General features: G+C 46.1%; 24 protein-coding genes and 1 pseudogene. 8 read left to right on the plus strand and 17 right to left on the minus strand.

From position 1 onward, the window contains the following. Nucleotides 1-916: 916 nt before the first annotated feature. Genes BN3772_RS01755 through BN3772_RS01765 form a run of 3 tightly spaced genes read right to left on the minus strand, consistent with a single transcriptional unit; the run spans nt 917 to nt 3,756 of the window. Complete coding sequence (locus BN3772_RS01755) at nt 917-1,936, minus strand: zinc-binding alcohol dehydrogenase family protein (protein WP_042196041.1); 1,020 nt, start codon at nt 1,934-1,936, stop codon at nt 917-919. Further along, nucleotides 1,936-2,901, minus strand: coding sequence for an aldo/keto reductase (locus BN3772_RS01760; RefSeq protein ID WP_042196043.1), 966 nt, complete (start codon nt 2,899-2,901; stop codon nt 1,936-1,938). Before BN3772_RS01760 ends, BN3772_RS01755 begins: the two co-directional genes overlap by 1 nt. A gap of 24 nt (nt 2,902-2,925) precedes the next feature. Continuing rightward, entirely contained in the window at nt 2,926-3,756 is an 831-nt protein-coding gene (locus BN3772_RS01765) for an amidohydrolase family protein (RefSeq protein WP_042196044.1), read from the minus strand. Nucleotides 3,757-3,922: 166 nt separating this feature from the next. Here BN3772_RS01765 and BN3772_RS01770 point away from each other — a divergent pair, with 166 nt between their 5' ends. The 4 genes from BN3772_RS01770 (at nt 3,923) to BN3772_RS01785 (ending at nt 7,331) form a co-directional block, all read left to right on the plus strand. Next, the gene (locus tag BN3772_RS01770; RefSeq protein WP_042196046.1) at nt 3,923-4,795 is read left to right on the plus strand and encodes an AraC family transcriptional regulator; all 873 of its coding nucleotides are present in this window, start codon (nt 3,923-3,925) and stop codon (nt 4,793-4,795) included. Nucleotides 4,796-4,953: 158 nt separating this feature from the next. Next, nucleotides 4,954-5,505, plus strand: coding sequence for a class I SAM-dependent methyltransferase (locus tag BN3772_RS01775; RefSeq protein ID WP_042196048.1), 552 nt, complete (start codon nt 4,954-4,956; stop codon nt 5,503-5,505). Between the two features lie 52 nt (nt 5,506-5,557). Beyond that, nucleotides 5,558-6,238, plus strand: a complete 681-nt coding sequence (locus BN3772_RS01780; RefSeq protein WP_042196050.1) for a response regulator transcription factor — start codon at nt 5,558-5,560, stop codon at nt 6,236-6,238. Then, nucleotides 6,231-7,331, plus strand: a complete 1,101-nt coding sequence (locus BN3772_RS01785) for a sensor histidine kinase (RefSeq protein WP_042196053.1) — start codon at nt 6,231-6,233, stop codon at nt 7,329-7,331. The genes BN3772_RS01780 and BN3772_RS01785 overlap by 8 nt, the downstream gene beginning before the upstream one ends. A 9-nt stretch (nt 7,332-7,340) precedes the next feature. On the opposite strand, the gene BN3772_RS01790 is transcribed toward BN3772_RS01785, so the two are convergent. From BN3772_RS01790 to BN3772_RS01805, 4 genes are all read right to left on the minus strand, one after another. Continuing rightward, on the minus strand, nt 7,341-7,793 hold the full coding sequence (locus BN3772_RS01790) for a DUF1569 domain-containing protein (protein ID WP_052380331.1): 453 nt from the start codon (nt 7,791-7,793) through the stop codon (nt 7,341-7,343). A gap of 38 nt (nt 7,794-7,831) precedes the next feature. Beyond that, nucleotides 7,832-9,223 (minus strand): aldehyde dehydrogenase, encoded by a 1,392-nt coding sequence (locus BN3772_RS01795; protein WP_042196056.1) that lies wholly within the window; start codon nt 9,221-9,223, stop codon nt 7,832-7,834. A 26-nt stretch (nt 9,224-9,249) separates the two neighbouring features. Further along, complete coding sequence (locus BN3772_RS01800; protein ID WP_042196058.1) at nt 9,250-9,552, minus strand: ArsR/SmtB family transcription factor; 303 nt, start codon at nt 9,550-9,552, stop codon at nt 9,250-9,252. A gap of 114 nt (nt 9,553-9,666) precedes the next feature. Beyond that, a complete protein-coding gene (locus BN3772_RS01805; protein ID WP_042196060.1) occupies nt 9,667-10,533 on the minus strand; it encodes a helix-turn-helix domain-containing protein in 867 nt (288 codons plus the stop codon). 117 nt (nt 10,534-10,650) lie between these two features. On the opposite strand from BN3772_RS01805, the gene BN3772_RS01810 reads away from it, so the two are divergent. After that, nucleotides 10,651-12,969 (plus strand): beta-galactosidase, encoded by a 2,319-nt coding sequence (locus BN3772_RS01810; RefSeq protein WP_042196065.1) that lies wholly within the window; start codon nt 10,651-10,653, stop codon nt 12,967-12,969. A 93-nt stretch (nt 12,970-13,062) separates the two neighbouring features. On the opposite strand, the gene BN3772_RS01815 is transcribed toward BN3772_RS01810, so the two are convergent. Next, complete coding sequence (locus BN3772_RS01815; protein ID WP_042196067.1) at nt 13,063-13,875, minus strand: Cof-type HAD-IIB family hydrolase; 813 nt, start codon at nt 13,873-13,875, stop codon at nt 13,063-13,065. A gap of 124 nt (nt 13,876-13,999) precedes the next feature. Between BN3772_RS01815 and BN3772_RS01820 the strand changes: the two are divergent. Continuing rightward, a pseudogene (locus tag BN3772_RS01820) lies at nt 14,000-14,428 on the plus strand (NAD(P)-dependent oxidoreductase); the annotation flags it as partial. Here BN3772_RS01820 and BN3772_RS01825 read toward each other — a convergent pair. The 5 genes from BN3772_RS01825 to BN3772_RS01845 all read right to left on the minus strand — a co-directional run bounded on the left by BN3772_RS01825 (nt 14,422) and on the right by BN3772_RS01845 (nt 17,600). Next, complete coding sequence (locus tag BN3772_RS01825; protein ID WP_042196069.1) at nt 14,422-14,709, minus strand: hypothetical protein; 288 nt, start codon at nt 14,707-14,709, stop codon at nt 14,422-14,424. The pseudogene BN3772_RS01820 and the gene BN3772_RS01825 sit on opposite strands and share 7 nt — an antisense overlap. Beyond that, nucleotides 14,706-15,251 (minus strand): RNA polymerase sigma factor, encoded by a 546-nt coding sequence (locus BN3772_RS01830; protein ID WP_042196071.1) that lies wholly within the window; start codon nt 15,249-15,251, stop codon nt 14,706-14,708. Before BN3772_RS01830 ends, BN3772_RS01825 begins: the two co-directional genes overlap by 4 nt. A gap of 13 nt (nt 15,252-15,264) precedes the next feature. Next, entirely contained in the window at nt 15,265-15,966 is a 702-nt protein-coding gene (locus BN3772_RS01835; RefSeq protein WP_042196074.1) for a hypothetical protein, read from the minus strand. A 196-nt stretch (nt 15,967-16,162) separates the two neighbouring features. Further along, nucleotides 16,163-16,933: a DODA-type extradiol aromatic ring-opening family dioxygenase gene (locus BN3772_RS01840; protein WP_042196076.1), complete on the minus strand. Its 771-nt coding sequence runs from the start codon at nt 16,931-16,933 to the stop codon at nt 16,163-16,165. A gap of 19 nt (nt 16,934-16,952) precedes the next feature. Next, nucleotides 16,953-17,600 (minus strand): alpha/beta hydrolase, encoded by a 648-nt coding sequence (locus tag BN3772_RS01845; RefSeq protein WP_042196079.1) that lies wholly within the window; start codon nt 17,598-17,600, stop codon nt 16,953-16,955. Between the two features lie 169 nt (nt 17,601-17,769). Between BN3772_RS01845 and BN3772_RS01850 the strand changes: the two genes are divergently transcribed. Next, nucleotides 17,770-18,321: a helix-turn-helix domain-containing protein gene (locus BN3772_RS01850; RefSeq protein WP_042196080.1), complete on the plus strand. Its 552-nt coding sequence runs from the start codon at nt 17,770-17,772 to the stop codon at nt 18,319-18,321. A gap of 78 nt (nt 18,322-18,399) precedes the next feature. Here BN3772_RS01850 and BN3772_RS01855 read toward each other — a convergent pair whose 3' ends face one another. Next, the gene (locus BN3772_RS01855; RefSeq protein WP_042196083.1) at nt 18,400-21,570 is read right to left on the minus strand and encodes a discoidin domain-containing protein; all 3,171 of its coding nucleotides are present in this window, start codon (nt 21,568-21,570) and stop codon (nt 18,400-18,402) included. 104 nt (nt 21,571-21,674) lie between these two features. Between BN3772_RS01855 and BN3772_RS01860 the strand changes: the two genes are divergently transcribed. After that, nucleotides 21,675-22,532 carry a helix-turn-helix domain-containing protein gene (locus tag BN3772_RS01860; RefSeq protein WP_042196085.1) on the plus strand — a complete coding sequence of 286 codons (858 nt, stop codon included), beginning with the start codon at nt 21,675-21,677 and terminating at the stop codon, nt 22,530-22,532. A 243-nt stretch (nt 22,533-22,775) separates the two neighbouring features. Here the strand turns inward: BN3772_RS01860 and BN3772_RS01870 are convergent, their stop codons facing one another. From BN3772_RS01870 to BN3772_RS01880, 3 genes are all read right to left on the minus strand, one after another. Then, on the minus strand, nt 22,776-23,645 hold the full coding sequence (locus BN3772_RS01870) for a M56 family metallopeptidase (protein ID WP_042196091.1): 870 nt from the start codon (nt 23,643-23,645) through the stop codon (nt 22,776-22,778). Continuing rightward, a complete protein-coding gene (locus tag BN3772_RS01875) occupies nt 23,642-24,067 on the minus strand; it encodes a BlaI/MecI/CopY family transcriptional regulator (protein WP_042196093.1) in 426 nt (141 codons plus the stop codon). Before BN3772_RS01875 ends, BN3772_RS01870 begins: the two co-directional genes overlap by 4 nt. A gap of 73 nt (nt 24,068-24,140) precedes the next feature. Beyond that, the gene (locus BN3772_RS01880; RefSeq protein ID WP_042196380.1) at nt 24,141-24,614 is read right to left on the minus strand and encodes a C40 family peptidase; all 474 of its coding nucleotides are present in this window, start codon (nt 24,612-24,614) and stop codon (nt 24,141-24,143) included. Nucleotides 24,615-25,135: the final 521 nt, after the last annotated feature.

Raw genomic sequence — 25,135 nt, forward strand, 5'->3', positions numbered from 1 at the left:
CTCCAATTAGGTTTTTCCGGACGATCACTTCACCCGAATGACTCCGGGGAAATAACCTTCCGAAAACTATCGAAAAGAGCGATTGCTCATTTTGAAACATCTGACGAGAATTTGCATTCTCTATTTTGGATCTCACCGAAGCGATCTCCAGATACTCACTCGTTGTTCAGTTTTCAAAGATCAAGCTCGTTGTCGCTTGCGATTATCTCGTCAGCAGCAACTCTTATACTATATCACAACCACTCGTTCGTTGCAAGCTCTTTTTTTATTTCTTTATTCGAGCTTAGCTTCGACGCTTTTCAGCGTTTCGCGGCCAGAAATAGAATATACCATATATACAAGTGACAACGCAAGTGTTATTTTCAAAAAAAGTTAATACACATATTTCGCTTCTATAGTCATATAGACCGCAATTACGTTTATAACCTCACGCAGAGACAATCTATCGCTTCTTTCCTTCTACTCGGTGCGCACTTATCCTGTTTCGTAGTTAATGGCATGGCATAATGAATGCAACGGGCCGAAATAACTGTACTTTCTGCAATTAGACCTGGCTCATTAGCTCCGCTGCAGGTTTTAACTGCACTCTATACATTTATATTTGTCAAAAACGCCTGAAACCGGATTTTTCAAGGAAAATAGATGTATAGAATACATTTATCTCCTTAAAATTACTAAATTACCCTGTTTTAATTGTACAAAGTACACTTAAAACGGATTTGACTGTGAACCGACTGACTGAGGTTAGCGTTTGGGAGGGGATATCCATCCGCTGCCCAACGCTTTACCTAAGGCGGGCGGGAACAGGAGCCCTTTTGTTAGTTTCTTAATGATGTTCTATATAGTCATTAAATATTAATATCATTAAATTCAAAAATGGACTAGCCTGGGCTAATCCATTTCAATAGATTCCATTTCAGTTTATTTCAACTAACGCTTTGATCACCTTGGACTCCGGCTTCAGCCAGCTGTCGAAGCAGCAGATCATTCCCTCAAAACTCGTGCGGTGTGTTATATACCTGTCTACGTCAACGTAACCGGCCGAGATTGCCTTCAGCACAAAATCAAAATCCTCCATGGTAGCATTCCGGCTGCCCATTAAGCTCATCTCATGACTGTGGAAGTTGGGGTCATTAAAGGTAATCTCGCTTTTGACCAGACCGACATATACCAGTGATCCGCCGTGCGCGACCAACCCGAAAGCATTCATCATGGATTTGGCATTCCCTGTTGCATCGATGACAAAAGCGGCTTTGGGTTCTCCTGTAATAGCTGCAAGCTGCTCCTGCTGTGGCTGCAGGGCATTCACTGCATGCTTCACCTGTGCCCATTCCCGGCAAAAGTCCAGACGCTCTTCATTCACATCCATCGCGATGACTTCTGCTCCTGCATACCGGGCAAGTGCCATAACGCCAAGACCAATCGGGCCTGCCCCGATCACGAGAACTGTATCGCCGGCAGCCAGGCCCGAGCGCCGGATGGCATGTGCCCCAATTGCCAGCGGCTCCAGCATAGCGGCCTGGTCCAAAGTAAGTCCGTCCGTTTTAATTAAATGTCCCGCAGGAATCGATACCAGCTCACGCATGCCTCCATCAATATGGACACCAAACACCTTCATATTTTTGCAGCAGTTTGTTTTTCCGATAGCACAGGCTGAACACTCACCGCAGTGCATGTAGGGTACAATGCTAACCTGATCTCCTGCGTGCAGCCCTGCCTCATTCTCTCCCACCGCTTCGATAATACCGGCGAGTTCATGACCCAGGACCCTCGGATAGCTAAAATACGGCTGATTCCCCTGGTAGGCATGCAGGTCCGTTCCGCAGATTCCGATCCTCCGAATGCGAACGACAGCTTTTCCCTTTTCCGGTACAGGCTCCGTTAAATCTTCATACAAGACAAATTTCCCGACTTCCTCGCAGACAATGCCCTTCATTATACAATACCGCCCCCTTTGTCCGGTTCCAGGCATTCATTGTATTCAGGACGGCCGCTAACCCATGATTCATTGTGAACCGGCTTCAGTATATCCAGCACTTCCTGCAGCAGCTCGCTGTCCAACCTTTCTTCAGTCCAGGCGGCATTCTTGATAATATTCGCCGGTGTAGCTGTGCTTACCAGTGTAGTCGGGATCTGTTCATGGCTGGCAGAGTACTGTACAGCAAGCTTGGCGATATCTGCACCTCTCGCAGCACAATGCTCAGCGGCTTGTTTACAGACTGTTTTTAGCCTGCTTCCGGCAGGATGCCAATCTGCGGTCTCACGCGTACTCAGCAAACCCATGGACAGAGGGGAAGCATTGACCAGCCCCGTCCCTTTTGTCTGAAGCAGTGGAAGTAATTTCAGCAGGGAAGTATCGTTAAGCGAATAATGGCAGTAGGATAAAATGGCATCTACATCGATCTGCGGAAGCAGCGTGTCAAACAACTGTAAAGGCAAGCCGCTGATCCCGCTAAAACGGATCTTACCCTGTTCCTTCAGCTTAATCATTGCCGGTACTGCTTCTTCCAGAATTACTTCAGCCGGCACAAATTCAATATCATGCAGAAATAGAATATCCAGGTAGTCCGTATGCAGCCGCCCAAGGCTCTCTTCCACACTGCTGAAGATACGTTTGGCTGAAAAATCAAAGCTCGCTTCGCCGTAACGCCCGGCTTTGGAGGACAACAGGAATTGGTCACGCTGCAGCTCCTGAATCGCCTTTCCAAGTACCGTCTCTGCTTTGGTGAGACCGTAATAGGGTGAAACATCAATGTAGTTAATGCCTGCATCAATGGCTGCATGTACCGTCCTGATACTCTGGCTGTCTTCCGTCTCACGAAACACAGAGCCCAGCGAAGAAGCGCCAAAGCTTAGGACCGACACATCCAGCCCGGTTTTTCCTAATCTGCGATATTTCATTACAAGTTCCCCCATTCAGCACATTCATAGTTTGTAAAACGCTTTCGCATTATCACCCAGCAAACACCCCCGCTCATACTCCCCCCAGGCTTCAGGCAGTGAGCTGATAAGAATATCCATAACCTCTGAATAATCTGCGGCCAAAAGACATACAGGCCAGTCACTGCCGAACATCACCCGCTGCGGGCCGAAGAGTTCAATAACTGTGCGTATATATGGAAGAAAATCTTCTTTTCTCCACCGGTGATGTTCACCCTCTGTGACCATTCCTGATAATTTACAGTAGATTTGGGGGTAGCGGGCGAACGCTGTCATGTATTGTTTCCAGGATTCCATGTCCTTGTTCCTGATTGGAGGTTTCGCCATATGATTGATAACGCCGCGCAGATTCGGAACTTGTTCAAGGAGCTGTAATACAGCAGCCATCTGATCAGAAACCAGCAGCAAATCTACGGGCACCCCCTCTTCTGCATATCCGCGGAGCGCTTCCACAAACCCGGGCTCTAATATCCGGTAAGCATCCGGCATGTCTTGAATCATAATCCGGAATCCCTTGAATTTCGGATGCTGCCTGAACTTCTCATAGATCCGGCGGTGGTCCGGGTCGAAAAGATCCAGCCAGCCTACCACTCCAAGCACAGATGGCGATTGCTCAGCGATAGACAATATGAAATCAGTCTCCTCAACCGTCGGGGCAGCCTGAACAATAATACTCCCGTCAAGGCTCTGTGTTTGAAGCAGCGGCTCCAGATCAACCGGCATGAAATCCCGGTACAGGACCGGCAGCTCCGGCGTGATCCAGCCATAATCTCCCCGTGTAATTCTCCAGTAGTGCTGATGAGCGTCAATACGCATCCTGCTGCACCCTCTTTTACATTCATAGTGTAATGCTTAATGCTCCTCTTCCATGAACATTGTATACTAAGAGAATCAAGTATTTAATGTCTTAAACATGCATTTTTATAACTTATTTTGATATCCGTTCTTTACATTACACTATCCTTAAAAAGGAATGGTCTGAGTGAAGCCTATCCGCAAACCCTTCTTTGGTGATCCTCTATTCCCGCTGGAGCTTGCCTACAAAACGGTAAAAAGACAAATGAATGAGCTCCCGGATCATCTGCATGACCGGTATGAGCTAGTCTATATTCATCAGGGTCAAGGTGTTTTCTTTATCGATAATGCCTGGTTTGAAAAAAAACAGGGTGATCTGTTCATCATTCCGGGTAACACGATTCACCACTCCCTGCCGCACAACGAAGACCCCATTGTATCTTCAGCGCTCTACTTCGCTCCTACACTGCTTGCAATGGAGCCGATCGACGATTCGTACAACAGCTTGTTATGCTTTGATTTTGCCAGACAAAAAGGAATCTACCGCATCGAGCTGCCCGAACCGTTAAAAGCGGCCACCGGTACGGCGCTCGATCAGCTCCATCAGGAACTGGAGGAACAGCAATTAGGCTATCATGAAGCAGCCAAGCTTATTGCCTGCCAGCTCCTACTGAAGATTAACCGGTATGTGCAATCTGTCCGCAGACGCAATGCCCCCCTTGAACCTGGTGTCGGCCCCTTTTGGATGAAGCAGGTACTGCGTGATATCGACGAGTATCCGGAACGTGAAGCCTCCCTTGCCCGGCTCGCGGAAAAAGCCAACGTATCTGCTCCCCATTTCTCACGGGTCTTCCGGCAGCTCACAACTATGAATGTCACCCAATACGTAAACGCCAAACGGATTATCCGCGCCAAGGAGCTCCTGATCCGCTCGGATCAGAAGATTGCCGATATATCGGAACAATGCGGATACGAAACACCGACTCATTTTTACAGGATGTTCAAAGCTTTAACCGGGGTAACGCCGCATAAATACAGACAGAGCCAGTCCAATCCATAAAAGAAGCCTGAGGAGTATTCAGTGACTAAGTCGCTGCTCCCAGGCTTTTTTTGCAGTATCCATCTATAGCTTCAGAATTTCTTCAGAATTCTCCCCGTAATTTCTTCAGTTCTTTTCATTAAGATGACTGCATCAGCAAAGAAATGGGGGAATACTGAATGAATCAGCATTTATTGTTTTTACAGAGGTTCATGAAAAGTCCGAAGAATGTGGGAAGTGTGGCACCAAGCTCACGCTTTTTGGCGAAAAAGATGGTTAACCAGGTAGACTGGGATGAGGTAAAGGCCGCTGCAGAGCTTGGATCGGGAACAGGTCCTATCACCCGTTACATTCAATCCAATGTGAACCCGAATGCAAATGTCTTTTTATTCGAAACGGATCCTGTGATGAGGAAAAAACTGCGTATGCATTATCCCCGGTTTACTTGTCACGCTAATGCAACCCGGTTAGTGCATACCATTCATCAAAAAAACATCATCCATCTGGATTGTATATTCAGCGGGCTGCCCTTCTTTAATTTTGAACGTGAACTTAGGGATACTTTAGTGGATCAAATTGTCCATGCCCTCAAGCCCGGCGGGATGTTTATTGCCTTCCAGTACTCCCTTCAGATGAAAAAGCAGCTCTCTGAACATTTTATAATAGAAGATATTAAATATGTACCCTTGAATATGCCTCCTGCATTTGTGTACGTCTGCCGGAAAAAGTAACCGGACTGCTGTATAATAAGCACCAACTTCAATAGAGAGAGGGCAACTGCAGATGAATACCATCCTTGTTGTTGATGACGAATCCGAGATAAGGGATATCATACATGTCTATTTAAGAAATGAAGGGTACCTTGTCATTGAAGCGGCTAACGGCGAGGAAGCCTTACAAGTCATCCAAGCTTCACCTGTTGGGCTGGTAATCCTTGATGTGATGATGCCCCGGATGGACGGAATTACAGCCTGCCTGAAAATCAGGGAAATCTCCGACACGCCAATCATCATGTTATCCGCTAAAGAAGAGGATATCGATAAAATCACCGGACTTACAACCGGAGCGGATGATTATATGACCAAGCCCTTCAACCCGCTGGAATTACTCGCCCGTGTAAAGGCCCAAATGCGGAGGCAGACGTTACTCGGAAAAGCCGGAAACCCTTCACTTATTCTAATTAAAGATCTTGCCATTGACAAAAGTAAGCACTCAGCAAAGCTAAAGGGAAATGACGTTGTGCTAACGCCCCTGGAGTTCGCCATTCTGGTACTGCTGGCTAGTCATCCGGGACAGGTCTTTAGCTCCGAGCATATCTATAACAAGGTCTGGAAAGAACCCTTTGGTTACTCCGATAACACGGTGATGGTTCATATCCGCAACTTACGTGAGAAACTGGAAGATAATCCACGCAGTCCTCAGTATATTAAAACCGTTTGGGGAGTTGGCTATAAAATTGAATAAACCTGTACTGCACGCTAAAAGAAAACAAAAGATTCAGCTCAACATTCTGCTCAGCATGCTGCTTAGTCTAATTCTTGCTGTAACGATGAATAATGTGCTGATTTACTTCGTGTTTCAGGTAGGGACAGGCATGGAATGGCTGGAAAAGGTATTCCCCTATTTTATTACGCCCTTTTTCATAATCGTATTTATTCTAACTTTCCTTATATCTACACGCCGTATCGTCAAGGACCTTATGACACTGGAACGCGGCCTCCAAACCATTACCGGGGGAGACCTGAGCTACCGTGTTCCTGTACAGCGGCAAGATGAGCTTGGGCGGGTAGCCTTTAATATCAATCAGATGACGGAACGCCTGGAGCAGCAAATCGCAAAAGAACGGGAAGCTGAGCTATCAAAGATGGAATTGATTACCGGTATCTCGCATGACCTGCGTACCCCGCTGACCAGTATCATCGGATATATTGAACTGCTGAGATCCAATTCATTTCAGGATCAGGAAGAATATGACCGCTTTGTGCAAAACACCTACAGTAAAGCTACGCACCTGAAAAAGCTACTTGATGATCTTTTTGAATATACCAGGCTTAGCTCGATTGATACTCATCTAGAGACGCACCGGATTGATCTCTGCCAGCTCCTGAACCAGTTGCTGTTTGAATTTGAACCGATCGCTTACGACAACGAGCTTCATATCATTAAAGAAATCGGCAGCTTGCCGGTGTATTCAGCCGTAGACAGTGATAAAATCGCCAGAGCCATTGATAATCTGCTGATGAATGCTCTGAAATACTCCTTCAGGCCGGGGGCAATCCGTATTAACATGCTGACAGATCATAAGCAGGTTACAATCGGGGTCGAAAACCGCGGAAAGCCTCTAACAAGGGAGCAGCAGGATAAACTGTTCGAACGCTTCTATAAGGTTGACCACTCCCGAAGCAGTGAAGGTATCCAGACCGGAGCCGGCCTGGGCCTTTCCATTGCCAGAAATATCGCTGAGCTGCATGGGGGTTCACTTACACTTCATCATGTAAACGACTTATTTACCTTTCAACTAAGACTGCCTATAGAAGCCGGAAAATATAATGCATAGTATTCACTGTCAGTCCGTATGCTGCAGCCCCGAAAAATGATCTGCGATATGCATCGCAAAATATTGATCATATTGCTCCTTGCTCAGTTCTCCAAAAAGCAAATGGGGCTGCAAGGGTCCATGAAAGGCCTGAAATGCTTCAATTGTCCTTAGCAGAAGATCCATCCCCTCTCTGGCTGTACCCTGTAGCTCAGGCTTGGGAGCGCCTGGAACATGAGCGGTAAGGCTATGCTTCATGTATCCCTGCTTCAGGAATTTCCGGATGGCAACACGGCCGATTGTATTCCTTATCGCCTTTGGCTTCATTTGCGGATAACCGGTCATTGAATATTCAATGGTCTGGGCGCAATGGGCCAGAATTTCATAGACAGGCCATTCTTTCATCGGGACGATATCCTGCCCGGACATTTTGGACAGCTCTTCTCTCACTTCATCTAATGAAGCAAACGTAACGTTATTCATAGTACCTCTCCTCCTCGCCTGCTACCCTGCAAGAGGCATCAGCGTAATAGTTTTCTAATCCACTTCAACCGGTTCCCGTAAGGAGGATATAGAATCGGAATTCCGAGCTTTGTGCTTTTGCTCAAAACACTCTTAGCATGCGAGAATAAATCGAAGCTATATTTTCCGTGATAGGCACCTATGCCTGACGGTCCCACCCCGCCGAAAGGCAGGTGGTGATTGGCCACATGACTGATCGTATCATTAATGCAGCCACCGCCAAACGATACCCGGGCAATCACCTCTTGTTCAACGTGACCGTCTTCCGTAAACAGATACAATGCCAACGGCTTGGGGTGGCTGTTAATCATGTTAACCGCATCCTCGAGGCGGCCGAAGCCCATTATTGGCAGAATCGGACCAAAAATCTCGTCTTCCATAGCGGCATCAGACCAGGATTCTGCAGCAAGCAGCGCGGGTTCAATATAAAGCTCTTCCCGGACCAGGCTGCCCCCAGATACGATACGGGCTTGATCCTTGTCCAGCATAGCAGCCAAACGGTCGAACTGGCGTTCATTAACAATTCGCCCATAAGCCTGGCTCTCCCGCGCATCAGAACCGAAAAATCTGGCTATAACCTCTTTCATCTTGCCGATCAGCGCTTCCTTGACCTCTTCATGCACCAGGACATAGTCCGGGGCAATACAGGTCTGGCCTGCATTGATCATCTTCCCCCAGATAATTCTTTCAGCAGCAACGTCAAGATTAGCCGACCGGTCTACAACCGCAGGACTTTTACCTCCCAGCTCAAGCGTAACGGGAACAAGGTTCCGGGACGCTGCTTCCATGACAATTTTACCGACAGGCACACTTCCGGTGAAGAAAATATAGTCAAACGAAGCGTGAATCAGTGCAGAGGTAGTCTCCTTCTCCCCTTCAATAACACGGATATACGTTTCATCAAAGGTTTCGGCTATAAGCTTCTTTACAGCTGCACTGACAGCCGGAGTATTCTCGGAGGGCTTCAGGATAACACTATTCCCTGCGGCAATTGCACCTATCAGGGGTTCCAGCAATAACTGAAAGGGATAATTAAAAGGGCCTATAATCAGAATAGTTCCGTAGGGCTCCTTATATATCCGGCTGTTCGAGGCAACATGATAAAAAGGTGTTTTCACCCTCTGCGGCTTCATCCATTGTTTCAGATTCTTACGGATATACCGGATGCTGTTCAGCACATACCCGACTTCTGTGGAGTAGGCTTCAAATTCATTTTTGTGCAAATCCTGATAAAGTGCTGACAGTATCTCCTGCTCGTTCCTTCTGATCGCATCAGCGAGCTTGCCAAGCTGCTCCTGCCGGAAGCTAAGGCTGCGGGTATACCCGTTATTCAGCTTACTGCGGTGCTCCTGTAGTATTTGTTCGACCCGCTCTGTAGTCCACTGTTTCATCTAGTACACCTCCAGTTAATTTACATTTATAAACAATCGCGCTCTAATGCAGCCAGCAGCTTCTTCAACAGCTCCACTGCCTCCTGCATGGATAAGTAATAATAGCGCTGGGTGCCTATCTGCTCCACATTAATGACGCCCGCATTCTTCAGCAGCTTCAGGTGATGGGAAACGGCCGGCCGTGACAGCTTGGACCGCTCCGTTATTTCATTGACCGTGAGCTTCTCATTCTCGGACAGAAACAGCAGAATGTCCTGACGGTTCGAATCGCTTAATACCTGGAGAATCGGAAGGCTTTGACGGAATATGTCCAGCGCCTGCTTGCCCATTTAGCATTCACCCTATCTATGATTAAATGTTTAAACTTTTAAACCAATAATGTAAATACAGAGTAACAAATTCCCGTATGAAAATCAAGCTGCTCCGGCTTATATTTCTGTGAGTTATATTTCATGACCTTCCACCTTCTGCAGCTCCTCGCGCTTACGTTTTCGATATATGGAAGGTGTCTCATCAAAGGTGTCACGGAATTTGCGGGTAAAATGAATGGCACAATCGAATCCGACATCGGCAGCAATCTCCGCCACCTGACGCTGGGTACCGGCCAGAAGCTGGGCCGCCCTCTCCATTCTAAATTTAGTGAGTGTGTTCAGAATCGTATCACCCACCTGCTCCTTGAATAGATGAGACAAGCGGGAAACAGAGAGACAGCTCTTCTTGGCAAGCTCGGGCAGGCTGACCTTTTGAGCCGGATTCAGCTGCAGATCCCGCAAAATTTCAGCGATTCTCGGGTCCATGGAAACGGTATGATCCGGATCTGCGTTTATCTGGGCATGAACAAGCGCTTCTTCCAGTCCGATTTCAGACAGCCTGCGGTGAAGGATAGAGGTTACGCCCGGAAGCTCATGAGCAACCATCCGCAGTAGCGCCTCCTGAACGGACTGGCGTACTTTTATAGAAGAGATAGGATGAAAAATAAATTCCTGTTCCGATTCCGGAATCCGCAGCCAGATGCTCCACTGGGGATCAGGGATAAAATGTGCCCATATGAACTCCCATTCATTCTTTTTGGTGCTGTATTGATGAGGCATTCCAGGCAGCAGAATAGACATATCCCCTGCGGTACATGCCACTGCCTCCTGCCCCAGTTGAATCTGCCCTTCACCGGAGATTGTATATATCAGCAGCCAGTCTCTGCTCCCGGACGGCCGGTGTATCGCATAATCTGTCGCAACACTAAAATGCCCGGCAATCAGAATGCCATAGGAACGCTCACCATGAATAGCATAATCCATCGCTTTTTTAGCCATATCTACTCTACCCCTCCTTCTTAAAAATGCCCTAAAATACAAGAGAAATCTGATTTATCTATTTAATCAGATAACAGTATCCATCACAAGCAACTTATTCAGGGAGGGCTAAACGCAATGACTGCAGTAACCAGACTAGATCTGACGGATACGCCTCAATTTGATATTTATCCGGGTAAACTGGGAGCAAACGGCGGCTCTAACCCAAAGGGCGAAACCTTTGGCTTTACCAACTACTATATGACCCGTAATGGCAAGCCTTTTATCCCGGTTGTCGGTGAGTTTCATTTCTCCCGGTTCAGCTACCTCCATTGGGAGGAAGAATTGCTGAAGATGAAGGCAGGCGGCGTTCATATTGTAGCAAGCTATGTATTCTGGAATTACCACGAGGAAGAAGAAGGCGCATTTGACTGGAGCGGCAACCGCAATCTGCGTCACTTTGTTGATCTGTGTGCAAAGCTGGAATACCCGCTGATTCTGCGTATCGGGCCTTTCTGTCACGGTGAGGTCAGAAACGGCGGCATCCCGGACTGGGTATTTGCCAAGCCGCTCGAAATCCGTTCAAATGATCCGGCTTATCTGGAGCTCTCAAGAAAACTTTACCGTGAAATTTCCAAACAGATCAGAGGAACCATGTACCAGGAGGGCGGCCCTGTTATTGCTGTCCAGCTGGAAAATGAATATATGCACTGCAGCGCTCCTAACGATGCCTGGGGCTACGCCTCCGGAAAGTTCATGAGTTCAGGTACTGATGGAACCGCACATCTGGCCGAGCTTCGCCGGATTGCTGAGGAAGCCGGAATTCATCCAATGTTCTTTACGGTTACAGCCTGGGGCGGCGCTGCCATTCCGGCTGAAGGTTTCCTGCCGATGCTGGCAGGTTACGCCTATACTTCCTGGCTTCCGGACCAGCCGGCAAGCCGCGAATTCCTGTACCGTGACCTGCATGCTGTCCCAATGGAGAAAGTAGATTTCAATACCCGCGAATATCCTGTTGCTTATTGTGAAATGGCTGGAGGAATGCAGGTTAGCTATAAAGCCCGTCCCTTTGTCCCTGCCGAGAGTGTGGAAGCAATGACCCTGGTCAAGCTTGCCAGCGGCAGCAATATGCTGGGCTACTATATGTACCATGGCGGATCTAATCCGGCCGGCAAAAAAACCTACATGAACGAGTATTCCCTTCCGAAAATCTCTTATGATTATCAGGCGCCGCTCGGGGAATTCGGACGGATTGGAGAGGTCTATGACCGTATCCGTTCCCTTTCACTCTTCATGGAATCCTTTGGCCCTATTCTCGCCCCGATGCCAACGGTGCTGCCAGAAGGGCAGGCAGACCTTGAGGTAACGGATAACGAGACTCTGCGCTGGTGTGTCAGACAACAAGGCGGCAGCGGATTTGTATTCCTGAACAATTTCCAGGACAGTGCGGATATGCCGGACCGCAGCTTCCGGATTGAGCTGGAGACTGCGCCCGGAAAAGTCTCCTTCCCTCATGCAGGAGAGGCTGTGTTGAACAGTGGTACAGGCACTGTACTTCCGTTTAATCTTGATTTGTATGGAGTATCACTAATCAGTGCCACTGCCCAGCTGTTGACTGAAGTCTCAACAGAGAATGAGCATGTCGTTTTCTTCTTTGCTCATGATGGGCTCAAGCCGGAATTTGTTATCGCGAAATCATCCATTACCGGTATGGCAACCACCGACGGCCAGGTTCATGACAACGATAAAGAATATGTGATCCATCCTGTTGCCGGTAAAAATAACGGAGTTGTATTCCGTACTACTGAGGGTAAAGCAGTCCGTTTTGTTACGCTGACCCGTCAAGAAGCGCTGCAAACCTACCGTTTTAACCTGTGGGGCGGGCAGGTAGTAGCGGTTAGTGATTGCCCGTTGACTGCTCAGAATGATCAGCTGGTATGTAATTCTCTGGGGTTCCCTTCCTTTAGTGTCTCCCTCTATCCAGCTCCAGCAGATGAATTGCGCCCTGCCTTTGGTCAACTGGGGCCGGTTCAGCATGAAGGGGTGTTCAGCACCTATTCCGTGCAGCTTCCCGAGTACACACCGGAGATTAGTGTTGTTAAGCCGGCAGAGAAAACAGCTATCATTGAGGTAGGCACATCCTGGCCGTCCCACGTTGAGGATGTATGGCTGGAAATTGATTATGATGGAGATGTTGCAGAGGCCTTCCTTGGAGACAAGCTGCTGACGGATAACATCCATTTCGGCCAACCCTGGAGCATTGGCCTGAAATCCTCTTACAATCAGCTGGAGAAGGATAAGCTTCATATTGCCATCACACCGCTGCGTAAAGGTACTGTTCATACGTATATCAATCAGGCTCATATCGAAGTTTTTGAGGGTGTTGAAATAGCGGTATTCCACCGTATCGAAGCTATTCCTCAATACCGGGTAGCTTTGGTGGCTTCAAAAAAATAATCCCCTTAACAATAAGAGCCACACAGCCGGTCCATCTTCTGCTGTGTGGCTCTTCATATCTCCTCAAATGCTTTTGGGCTTTCTCTTTAAATATCAATAAAATGGCGATTTTTTACTGAGAATCAAATCTATTGCGTCCAATACACCTTCATTATGATTTGAACCAGTGATATGCATAGCAGCATCTTTAATAGCAGGAATAGCATTAGACATAGCAACACCATATTTAACATGAGAGATCATCTCAAGATCGTTCCCGCTATCTCCAAAAGCAGCCGTTTCTTCATCTGCAATTTCCCAACGTTCTTGTAGGAGCTTAATTCCTCTCGCCTTATGAATTCCAGGGATGATTAAATCAATGTCACCATGACCACTAGAAACAGGAGTGACAACCTTACCTACATGATTATGAAATTCATCAAGAGCAGAAGCAGCAATTTCTTCCGGAAAGCTGGTTGCAAATTTAAAAATGATATCATCTATTTTTTCAAAATCAGTAATTCTAGAAAGTTTGTGATAGTAACGTAAGGTTTGCTGATAAAACTCTTCTGATACTGAAGCATGAACATAGGCTCCATTCTTACCACACACCACTAATTCAGGATAGTCATACTGCTTGAGCATTTTCAGGACTTTATTAATAGTCTCCGTAGACATCTCACCGTTATAGACATCCTTTCCCTTATCAACGATGTAGGCACCATTTTCAGCAATAAAAGCGATTTCCTCTTCGATGTCTGGAAAAAAAGATTTTAATTGAAAGTATTGGTTCCCGCTCGCAACGACAAACTTAATCCCTTGTTTTTTCATTTCTGAATATTGATACCTAAAGCGTTCCCGATTGTAACTTTGATTATTATTTAAAAATGTACCATCCATATCAACTGCAATTAACTTGATAGCCATCTGATTCGTCTCCTTTTATCAAAGAGTGGATTATTCATAAATCCCAAACCCAACCTGTATATACAGGTTTCATCCTGGCTGTATTTTATCACGGATTCCTTAGTATTTCAAAATATAAAACAATGATGTAATTATTAGTGCACTAAGTACAGATGGTACAACAACTCTATCAGACAGTATGCCTCTCATCATTGAAGCCATGTATAACGAAGGCATACAACGTATTATAACCGTAGGAACTGCCGGCATTCTGCAAAGTGAGCAGTCCCCCAATCTTCTGCGCTATCAATCAAGCGAATCCAAACGCAGGTCAACCCGTGCAGCAGAGGAACATCATCAGGTATATCATTTGCTAAAACAATCGACGCTTAGCTGGACAATCGTATGCCCTACTGCTTTGCAGAATGGGGAAGGGTTAAGGAACTATCGTGTGAGGCAAAATATTCTGCCTGAAGGCGGTATGGAGATATCTGTGCAGGATACGGCCGAATTTACTTATAGTCAAATACAAGCCGGCAATTTCATGAACTCACGTGTAGGCATTGCTTACTGATTTCTGTTTTGAATGCTACATTTCCTGATCCGGTCCGTTTGCACTTGCAGCCGGAATGAAGCCGTCTGTTCAATCCTGCGTTGGGAACGCAAAATAGCCCGGTCAATTCGTGTTGATATTACTTCTAACCACTTATCACCATACCCGGTATCCGTCCTAAGAATTGAATTTTTGATGGCCTCTGTTTCAGATTCAGTTAACTTAACACTACCAATCCAAGCAGAGAGATCAGGCCATTCTTTCTCGAAGGATCTCAATTCTGCACGAAATTCATCACTCATGGCTGTACTCCTTCCCCTTGAAATGCTTCTAGCTCTTGCCGCAGCTTCTTGCGTGCCATACTGAGCCTATATCTAACGGTTCCCGCTGGCAATTCGAGAAGCTCACCGATCTCTGAACTGTTCATCTGTCCGATGTACTGGAGTATTAAAACACGGTACAGATTATCGGGAAGCCGCCGGATCGCTTGCTCTACATTAAGGATTTGCTCCTTTATTTCGAAGGTGTCCTCAGCCGATTTCGACACTAGATTGTTGCTGACAGCATCAGCTTTTATCTTATCCTCGGTCCTGTTCTGTGTAGAGCGTCTCCGATAATGATCAATAACCAAGTTTTTTGCTATACGATAGATCCAATACCGGGATTCGTCGATTCCCAGCTCAATGCCAACATGGATTTGATTCCAGATTCTCAGAAAAACCTCTTGCAGCAAGTCTTTGCTTGTCTCGCGATGACTAACATGTGACATGATGTAAGCAAAGATAATATGGTGATATTTACTGTAAAGCTGATTAAAGAATGCCTCCCTCTGAGGGTCATTCATTGAACGTAGCCTCCTAGGTCTGCACGGCACGAATATCGCCATACTTCAGAGCTGTAAGCGCCAGTAACAGCGAAGCCTGCTTATTATCCGCCGTTTGAACGTTTCCCCACAAAAAGACCTCAGATACTTTTTCATGTAACAGCTCTGGAGAAACATCAGCCTCAATACTGAATTCCCCCCTCAGGATCAAAGTAACCGGATTCTTCAAGTAAAAAAAGAAATCATGACCAAACCGGTCTTGCCCAGAGAACATTCTTGGTTCACTTTCGTAGCAGTGTAGCTCACCGTACAACTGGGAGATTGACGACGTTAGGACATATTCGCACTCCTTCGGCGCAAAGATTTCACCTGTGAGGATCAGGGATTTGTACCCGACCTTCTGGAATGGGGATGTAATTATCAGTCCCCCTGTGACAAGAAGAGTCTCCTCGGGGTCGCCTCCTACGTTCTCCAGAAAATCTCCGTGAAGCTTCAAATCTCCGCTCAGAACTTTAACTTTCATATCTGACGGTATAGAGACAACACTTCCAACATAGTGCATCGGAATGTTATGGATACTGCCTTCAAGCTGATCCGAGATTAAAATCGTACCGACATATGAGATTTCCGTTACATTTCTAAGTTCATCTACAGAACGCAAATGGCGGAGGTCCAATAATCCGAGATATGTGATTGTACCCTGTTCAGTCATGAAGTCCGTTTGAATTTCATTCATTGCATATCATCCTCTCGAATGGTTCTACTCTAAAAGACGTAACAAGTTGCCTAGTGTTGGGTTACCCTAATAAGCGATTACTAAATAAAACAGGACACAAACCAATCATCCGGCTTGTGTCCTATTTTATCTACAAATATTAAATTATCAACAGGCCCGCCCTAGAGTCTGGCAGCCTATACTTCCTGACGTAATCTTAATTGAATTGCCAGCAGCTCAAGCTGAGGTTGCCATACTGATAGCTCCGGTGAAGAAGCTTGGCCTTACGGCTGGCATCGCCGGTGCCCATGGCCAGCAGCAGCGGGATGAAATGCTCGTTGGTGGGAACGGCTTCCCGGGCATAGGGGGCAAGCTCGCGGTATTGAAACAATGCTCCGGTATCCCATGTCTCCAGCTTATCCTGAATCCAATTGTCGAATTGCTCAGCCCACCCGTCTATCCCCTCAGACGACCAGTCCAAGGCCCTTAAATTATGCACAGTTCCTCCGCTGCCGATAATGAGCACATCCTGCTCACGAAGCTCAGCCAGCGCCTTGCCGATCTCATACTGCTGTTCATTAGACAAGTGACGGTTTACGGATAACGCAACGACCGGGATATCAGCATCCGGATAGAGCAGCTTCAGAACCGCCCATGCCCCGTGGTCCAAGCCTCGTGTCTCATTCCGGGTATTATCAATACCATACTTGGTGAACAAACTTTGGATTTGCTCCGCAAGTGCCAGGTCACTCTGCGCCGGATAAGTCATCTGGTACAGCTCATCCTGGAACCCACCAAAATCATAGATCGTTTCATACGCCTTAGCAGCGCCAACCGTCTGGACGGCTTCTTCCCAGTGCGCGGAGAAAAGAACAATCGCTTTCGGCTGTGGCGTATTGTCTTTAAACTGCTTCAGCAGCTTCGTATAGTCATTATCCTCAAGCACGATTGAGGGTGCACCGTGTGCAAAGAAATAGGAAGGTATCATCTTTTGTTCCACCCCTTATTTAGATTAAACTGGCATCTTTCTTAATCCACTGCAAAAGATCCATTTGGTTCTCTTCGGATACGCCATGACCGGTCGGATACAATTTGAACGTTACGCGCCCCGTTTGTTCTTGTAGATAGGCGGCTGTCTCGTGCCCAATCCGGACCGGAAATACAGAATCATATTCCCCGTGTGAGGCAAATATAGAGACCTCCTTAATCCCGCGAAGCGGGTACTCTGTTTTCACAAAATCAGGAATATATCCGTTGAGCGCTACAATTCCCTTTAATTGTGATCCCATCGTAAGGGCTAGCGTCATGGACAGGATCGCCCCCTGGCTGAAGCCGAGCAGATAACGTCTGTCAGGATCAACCGGATACTTCTCAGTAGCATATTGAATAAAAGATGCAAGGTCGTTAACTGCCTGGTCGAACATCTCCCGGATCGGGTTACCCAGGCTTTTCAAATCGTAATACTGGTAACCGGTACCGAGCGGCAGATTACCGCGAATGCCTATAATGATGAAATCATCAGCCAGCGGAGCAACCAGACCATACATATTGCGTTCATTCGAACCTTTGCCGTGAAGAGTAAAAATTACCGGATATTTCTTATCCTGCTCCAGATTAACCGGTAAGTGAACGTCATATGGATAAGCGGAATTCATCTTCGTCTCCCCCTTCATCGTTAGTTATCTGCTGCATAAATGAAATATTAGTAATAAAAATATATTTTCTATATGAGTAATTTAACGCGCCTCGCATTGACTTGTCAACATAAAAATTGATAATATAAAATTAAGTTTTGTATTACAAATATCCAAAGGGTGTGATCAGATGGATATTGGCTCAACGATCCGGGCAATCCGGAAGCGTAAAAATATAACGATTGCCCAAATATGCGAATTGACCGGCCTATCCCAAGGCTTTATGAGCCAGGTTGAAACGAATAAAACCTCACCATCCATTTCAACATTGGAAAATATAGCCAAGGCGCTAAAAGTTCCGCTGGCCTATTTGCTTTTAAAGAAAGAAGAACGAATGCACATTGTCCGTAAGGACGAACGGACCCTTACAACCAGCGGACCGGAAAATCTGAAAGTGGAACATCTGAGTTCTACGAAGAACGTACGTATGAGCATTGTAGAGATCCCTCCTGGTGCCATGACCGGCGAGGCACCGCATGCGCACGAAGGGCAGGAAGTGCATGTAGTCATCAGAGGAAGGATTTATGCAGAGCAAGGAGAGGATGGGGCCGAGTTTACGGAAGGTGATTCCTTCAGCTGGAATGCCTGCACCCCCCATCTGGTAAAAAATATCGGAGAAGACACAGCCGTCGTGCTAATCTCCATCTATACCGAGAATGAGAACGGACAAGACTTAATCTAAGACAAAAGCCCGTACACGAGCCATTAGGCCGGGTACGGGCTTTTGTGATCATTTTCAGCTAAGAATCCTTTATGTCCTTTAGTATCCATACACTTCAAACGCAGTATGTCCAGCCCTGCCTTCAGGAGGCAGACTGTTATAGTTGATCTTCACGAATCTCGCTTTACCGCTAATTAGGTCAACTCTCTCCTGCTCTTCAGAAGTCTGGCCTGTCTGATTGGCGGCAACCCTCCAATTCACCCCGTCAGAAGAAATCTGTATGACATACAGGAAATTCCCTTCCTGGTGAAACTTCACCCTGGTACCTGTTATCTCTCTTTCAGCTCCCAAGTCGACCTGCCACCAATGACCAACAGCATCATCAGCCGCAAGCCAGAAGGTATGCCCGATGCCATCATTCCCCTTATTTGCTGCATGCTCGATATTCATACTGCTGCTGCAGGCGGCTTTTTTTCCGATGGCAAGCTCACTTCCCGAGATCTTCAATTCTCCAATAGTTCCGTTTTTTTCCTCAAGTAAAATCCGCAACTGCCCTATGCTAAACGAGTCAGCAGGTTGAAACGCCTCATTCCGCATATAGGTCATAATGCTTCTTTTCAAATGTACGGCTGCCGGTCTGGCCGGGAGATCATTCTGTATATCAAAGCCGCAAACGATAAGTCTCCCTGCTCCAACACGGCATTCGAACAAATTGCTCATCCGGCGGTTATGATAAAAATTCGGAATGACCTGCACAATCAGTTCGTTACCGGCAAAATCCTCATCAAGGCATAAGGATACCGACCGGTCCATCAGGTCTTTCCACTGGTGCTCCACATATTCTTTTGTCGGGAAGGAACCGAAGACAGGATGATTATGATTAACGAACATCCCGCACGGACTTTCACTCGCAAAATGAACAGGACTCCAGAAGACGGGATAGAACTTACCGGCAACGGCATTCCGCAGATTGGAACCGGCGGTAAGCAGCACATTCTCCCCTGCAGCAAGCTTTCTCTCGGCCGTTTCATCCAACGATTCCGTTATATAGATTTCGGATTCCGTTTCATCAAATGCCTGAACCTCCGGATATACCCATATGGACCATTCATTACTTATATCATGATCGGCCAAGTGGAGTGAAACCTTTAGACTAGAGCTCCGTTCAACACGGCAAGTACAATCGGACTTAAACTCACCGGCTACCACTCCAGAGCCTAACGGGATGATACCTGTACGAACAATTCCTTCATCAAGGACATTGCCGTAATCATCCTTAATGCGCCACAAGATATCGGACTCCGGCAGCTCGGCAGGACCGAAATGGGCGATCTCTACTGTTCCCTCGAATAAGTCACCTGCTGCATATATTCTTTTCTGCATACGAAGGAGGAGGACTGTAGCATTACAGAATTGTTTGAATTGTTCCGGCTCAATCAACCCTTTGGATTCCCAGAATGCATTCAGTATTCCGACCGTAGCTGTGCTTTGTCCAGGAAAGTCATGCAGATCAAGTAACTGAAACCCTCCCAAACCAGGCGTTCTCAGCGCAGCCTCTATCTCCTCCCGGTAAAGCTGAAGAGCCAGCATACCAGATCCGCGAACGAATTTGCCGATATCCTTTAATAGTCCTCTCCGCTCCAAATCAGCTTTTATGACTTCATAATTTACAGGTCTTAGAACACCGGTATAAGAATCTATTTCAGTGACATCCGGATATACGGTGTATTGGCCTACTTCGTGCGTAACGAGCGGAACATTCCGGTTTGCAACAGCCATTCTATAATCAAGCGTTGTGGAGTTAACCAATTCCTCAGGAAAATATTGTCCTCTTGCTCCAATCCCGTCCACCGTCTGCGAACAAAACAGATCATCCGCAGGATCAAGTGGCCGGTCCCAATTCGTGGTCAGTGTGTATACCCGTCTATCGTCGGCGGCCTTCAAATTCATTACAATTTGATGCAGCAGATCAAAATCACCGTTCAACTCGTTCCCGTTACTAAACAGGCAAAAGGATGGATGGCTGCCATACGCTGCTATAATCCGGTCAGCCTCAGCCGGCAGGTATGAATAGTGCTCCTTATGTGTCCCGACAGGTGTATTCCAAGTGTCCATCCACACCGGTCCCTCTGCCTGCACATATATACCGATCTGGTCTGCTGCTGCAAAAGCAGCTTCTGGAGGACACCAGGAGTGGAAGCGGATATGATTCAAACCGTACGCTTTAACAATTCCAAAAAGACGGAGCCAACTGTCCAAATCCATCACAGGATAGCCCGTAAGGGGAAAAATGCAGCACTCCAATGTACCTCTAAGAAAGGTTTTCGCCCCATTAATTTCAAATTGGGTACCCGCACTTCGAAAAGAGCGCATACCGAAGCTGCATTTATTCTCCCCGCGGACAGCCTTGCCTTCTACTATCACTCGTGAGCGAAGTACCATCTCGTACACATTGGGGGAGAACTCATCCCACAAAAGCATATCTTCCCCCATATCATATTCAATCGTAAACGGCTGAACGCAGTGAGCGGGGACCGAAAACTCGTATTGCTGCTGTTCCGTTTGGTGCGGGCGTTCTCCGTGTTTAATAAATGCAAACAGCTCTAACGAAGAATTGGCTTCTTTAGCTTCTGTATTCACCCAGTTCCCGCAAACTCTGACGCTTTTATTTTCTGGATCGGGATATAGCTGAATGTCAGCGATATAGACAGGATTACGTGCTTGTATCTCCAACCGCCCGATCAATCCGTTCCAGATTGTCTGCGTCTCATCGGTATAGGCACTTGGGAACTCACCAAGCTTGTGAATGTCACGGTTGTCAACCCGAATCGTTATCTGATTACTGCAGCCTGTACGTATAAGCCCCGAAACATCAAATTGATGAGGAACCGACAGGCTATCCTGATCACCTGCAATCTGACCGTTAATCCATAAAGCCGACTTGAACATGACCCGCTCCAAGAATACGCTCAGGTGTTTGTCCTCCCATTCTTGAGGAATATCCAGCGAACACTGATACCAGGCTGCCCCTACGAAACGATAATGTTGCCTAAGCGAGCGGACGGATTCCCTGTTCATCTCTTCGCCCCAAGCCGCCTGCTCTCCAATCCCGTTTTCCGATAATGTACCGGGAAGCTTTAGCGTACCGGACTGCTCTGGCAATGCGCTCCTGTACCAGTGTTCCTCTTCACCCTTATCGTAGGGGTCCAGAGTAAACGCCCACTGTCCGGCTAAATCAATAACCGATTTTTCCTGCTGTATATTCAACATCAAGTAACCTCCTCATTTAGTGAGAATCACTCCAAAAAATCTGTTATACCTTGTGTTATCGTATATTCATTGTAAAATAGAGAGCATATGAAAGGAATGCTGATATGGCTATTAAACCCAACAATCCTGCTATTTCAAGTTCCCATATCCAATATACTCATCCTCCTGGAATTCTTGTTTCTGACTATTACAATAAGGGTTACGGTTACGCTTGCTATCGGCCTGAAGGCACAAAGGATTGGTTAATTATGTATACACTATCCGGTAAGGGCCTTATCAACGACGGAAGCGATGACCTCCTGCTGTGCTCAGAGGGAACTTTAACGATCGTACCACCAGGAGTGCCGCATGATTATTTCACTGCAGAAGGATATGAGTGGGAGAAGCTTTGGGCCCATTTCATTCCCCGTATGGCATGGATGGATTGGATTCCAACAAGCAACACTGAAGGTCCGATTTATCATATCCGGATCGACAGTGAGGTAGCCCGTCATACCGTTGAATATGCATTTCGCAGAGTCTTGTCTTACCAATTAGACTCCTATGGTGAATTTCGGGAAGAACTAACCCTTAATGCGCTGGAAGAGATCATTTTGCTGATCGCAAGCCAGATTGCAGACAAAAAAAAGCTGGACCCCCGGATCAAAGATGTCCTCAACATCCTCGCCCAGCATTACTCTGACAATCATCAGATTGAGGAGCTTGCCAATAAAGTATGCTTGTCGCCTTCCCGCTTGTCCCATTTGTTTAAAGAACAGGTAGGAGACTCCATTATAGAAACCTTAACGAAATATAGATTGAAACAGGCCGAGAAATTGCTTCAGTACACCTTGCGGCCCATCACAGACATTGCTCTCGAAGTAGGATTCAATTCACCAGACTATTTTACAAGGCAATTCGCCAGCTACTATGGCGTCAATCCCTCCCAGTATCGTAAACAACACACCCAGAATAAGTCATGAAGGTAAAAAGAGAGCAGACCCGGACAAGAGGCCTGCTCTCTCATGAATTACTTGCTGCTTTCCATAAGCTGCTTATATGCATCCATTTGCTTTTGAACTTGTTGGCTGAACAAAAGCAGCCGATCACATGGATCTGCTGCTTTCTTTGTTTAACTGCTTTATCGTTAATGGCGTCCGCTCTTTTAGGCACAATTTCTCCTGTAATATGTCCAAACAGCAAACCACTTCCAACACCGCAGCTTATTAGATGCAATAGTAAACAAAAATAAAAAGGATTAGCAGGAGGATTGTTGTCGAGAGAATCATTGGTTTCCAATCAAATAAGGGAATATCTAATTTTTGATCCGGTTCAATTAGTTGGACCAGCCGGTAATTAATCGCCTCATTAGCAAAATAAGCCCTATGAAGCGATGCATTTGAAACGTTATTTCGCGTCATAGTTAGCAGCACTTGGGCAATCGGTATTTCATTTCCCATTCTTTTGATGGCATACCGGTCCGCTAACAGCTCCATCCAGATCTGATAATGACGAAACACTTGTTTAATAACCGGCAGAAAAGCGAGCGCATCAGCTGTAAGGTGCATCATAAACAACTGCAATGGATGAAATGATTTGTAATGGTAATATTCATGACAGATTATTGCTTCAAGTTCCTGCTCATTAAACCGTTCAATTAATGCGGTTGATAGGACAATGGTAGGTCTAAAAAATCCCACTGTCATTGCAGTCATTTCGGGCTCATTTAATATGATGAAACGTATTTTTCTTTGTGCAAAGGATGTAATTACCGAATGATTCAGTTCTTCTCTCCGGGAGTTAACGTACTTCTTCCATATCGAACGAGCTTTGACTTCCTGATATGATATTTTTAAAAGGACAGCCAGTGAGAAAATAATCAGACCGTTTAAGATTAGCTCCCACACAATATGATTGTTGAGAGAATCTGTAAGGATCATTAAAGTCCATTTCAGTAAATCATCATTGGCCTGCACATCTTGCAATTGATGCATTATGTTATATAACAGCATAGTGATAACAACAAGCACTGCAGTCAATAAGGTAAATAGAGCCCGCTTTGTTTGTTGCGGTAAATGGAGATTAGAGCTTCTCATGGCCTTCTCTTCAGCTCTTCCAGCTTCTGAGCCAGTCTTTCGATAAGTTCCGGATCCGCATTGTCCAGATTATCAACAAGATGACTGACCATCATTGATCCAAAATCTTTGACTAACCCATCCGTCACCATTTTCGTTTGCTCAAGAATAAACTGCTCCTTGCTCTGACTTGGACAGAAGTAGGTGACCTTATTCCGCCCGCTACCACTAGAATCTTTGTTCAGGTGTCCTTTTTCAGCCAGACGTACCATCACCGTCATAACCGCGTTATAAGAGATGGGCGTTTCATTATCAATGCGTTCATGCACTTGTTTAATAGTTAATGTTCCTTTGGCCCAGAGAATCTCCATAATTTTAGTTTCCAGTGTTCCGAAAAAACGGTGTAAGCCTTCCTCGGCTAGATTAATTTTTTTTACTCTCACGCTAAACGCTCCAATCGTACTTATTGATAAAGCCTCTAGAAAGTCTAGAGGCTTGTCTTGTCATTATATGAATTTAATCTCCAATCATTTCCAAGTAGCTTGTTTCAGAAATCGTTCTTCTGGCAGTCACATATCTATCCTTATAGTACCCTGCAGAAAGTTTACTTATTGTAACACCGTTGCTGCTGGAGGAATGAGCAAATTTACCGTCACCCACATAGATTCCTGCATGAGATATGCCGTTGCCGCTGGTGTCGAAAAAAACCAGATCCCCTGCCCGCAAATCGGATTTCGCTACGTACTCCCCGGCCGCTGCTTGAGATTTGGACGTCCTTGGAAGATTCAGATTAAACTTATCAAATATGTATAAAATAAATCCGGAACAGTCAAAACCATCAGAAACTTTGGTCCCTCCCCACTTATATGGGGTTCCAATTACCTCACTAACCTCATGATCAAGCTTAGAGTGATCATCGGCGTATGCATTAGCAGCACCTGTCGATAAAAATAGCGCCGCTCCTAGAAACAAAATCATTCCCTTCTTCAACAAGAACTCAATCTCCTTTCTTACCGGTTAAAGTCATCAGGCAAATTATTAATTTTTTGTAACTACTACGAATTGTAGTTTAATGCCTGTGAACTTGTCAAGGCTTTATAATTCCATTTACTTTATTCACAATCAATGGAAGTACACGAGATGCACTTTCATTTAAAAGAAGATGTACCTTCTAATCGAATAACATCAAGTATAAGCTTCTGGAAATAAGGGATCTCCCTTCGCTTGAATGGAGCTAAGATCCGCTGTAAACAAGCAGGCCAAAAAATAGAGCGGATAATTCATGAAGCCAATTGGATCGTTGTAAAACCCTTTTTCCCGTGATTGTCCACTAGAAATATCTCCTTTATTTATACTCTGCTTCATAACCAAGCCACTTACCCACAGGCCTGGCAAGATTAATGTACAGCTTCTGTAGCAAAATGAAGTTTGGAAAGATGCAACAACCCAGGCACACCCTGCTCGTTGGTTTTATTCTGCTTAGACAAAGAAAAGATGGTCCGGTAGTATTG

This window comes from Paenibacillus camerounensis, assembly GCF_000723885.1.
GTDB classification, from domain to species: domain Bacteria; phylum Bacillota; class Bacilli; order Paenibacillales; family Paenibacillaceae; genus Paenibacillus_AQ; species Paenibacillus_AQ camerounensis.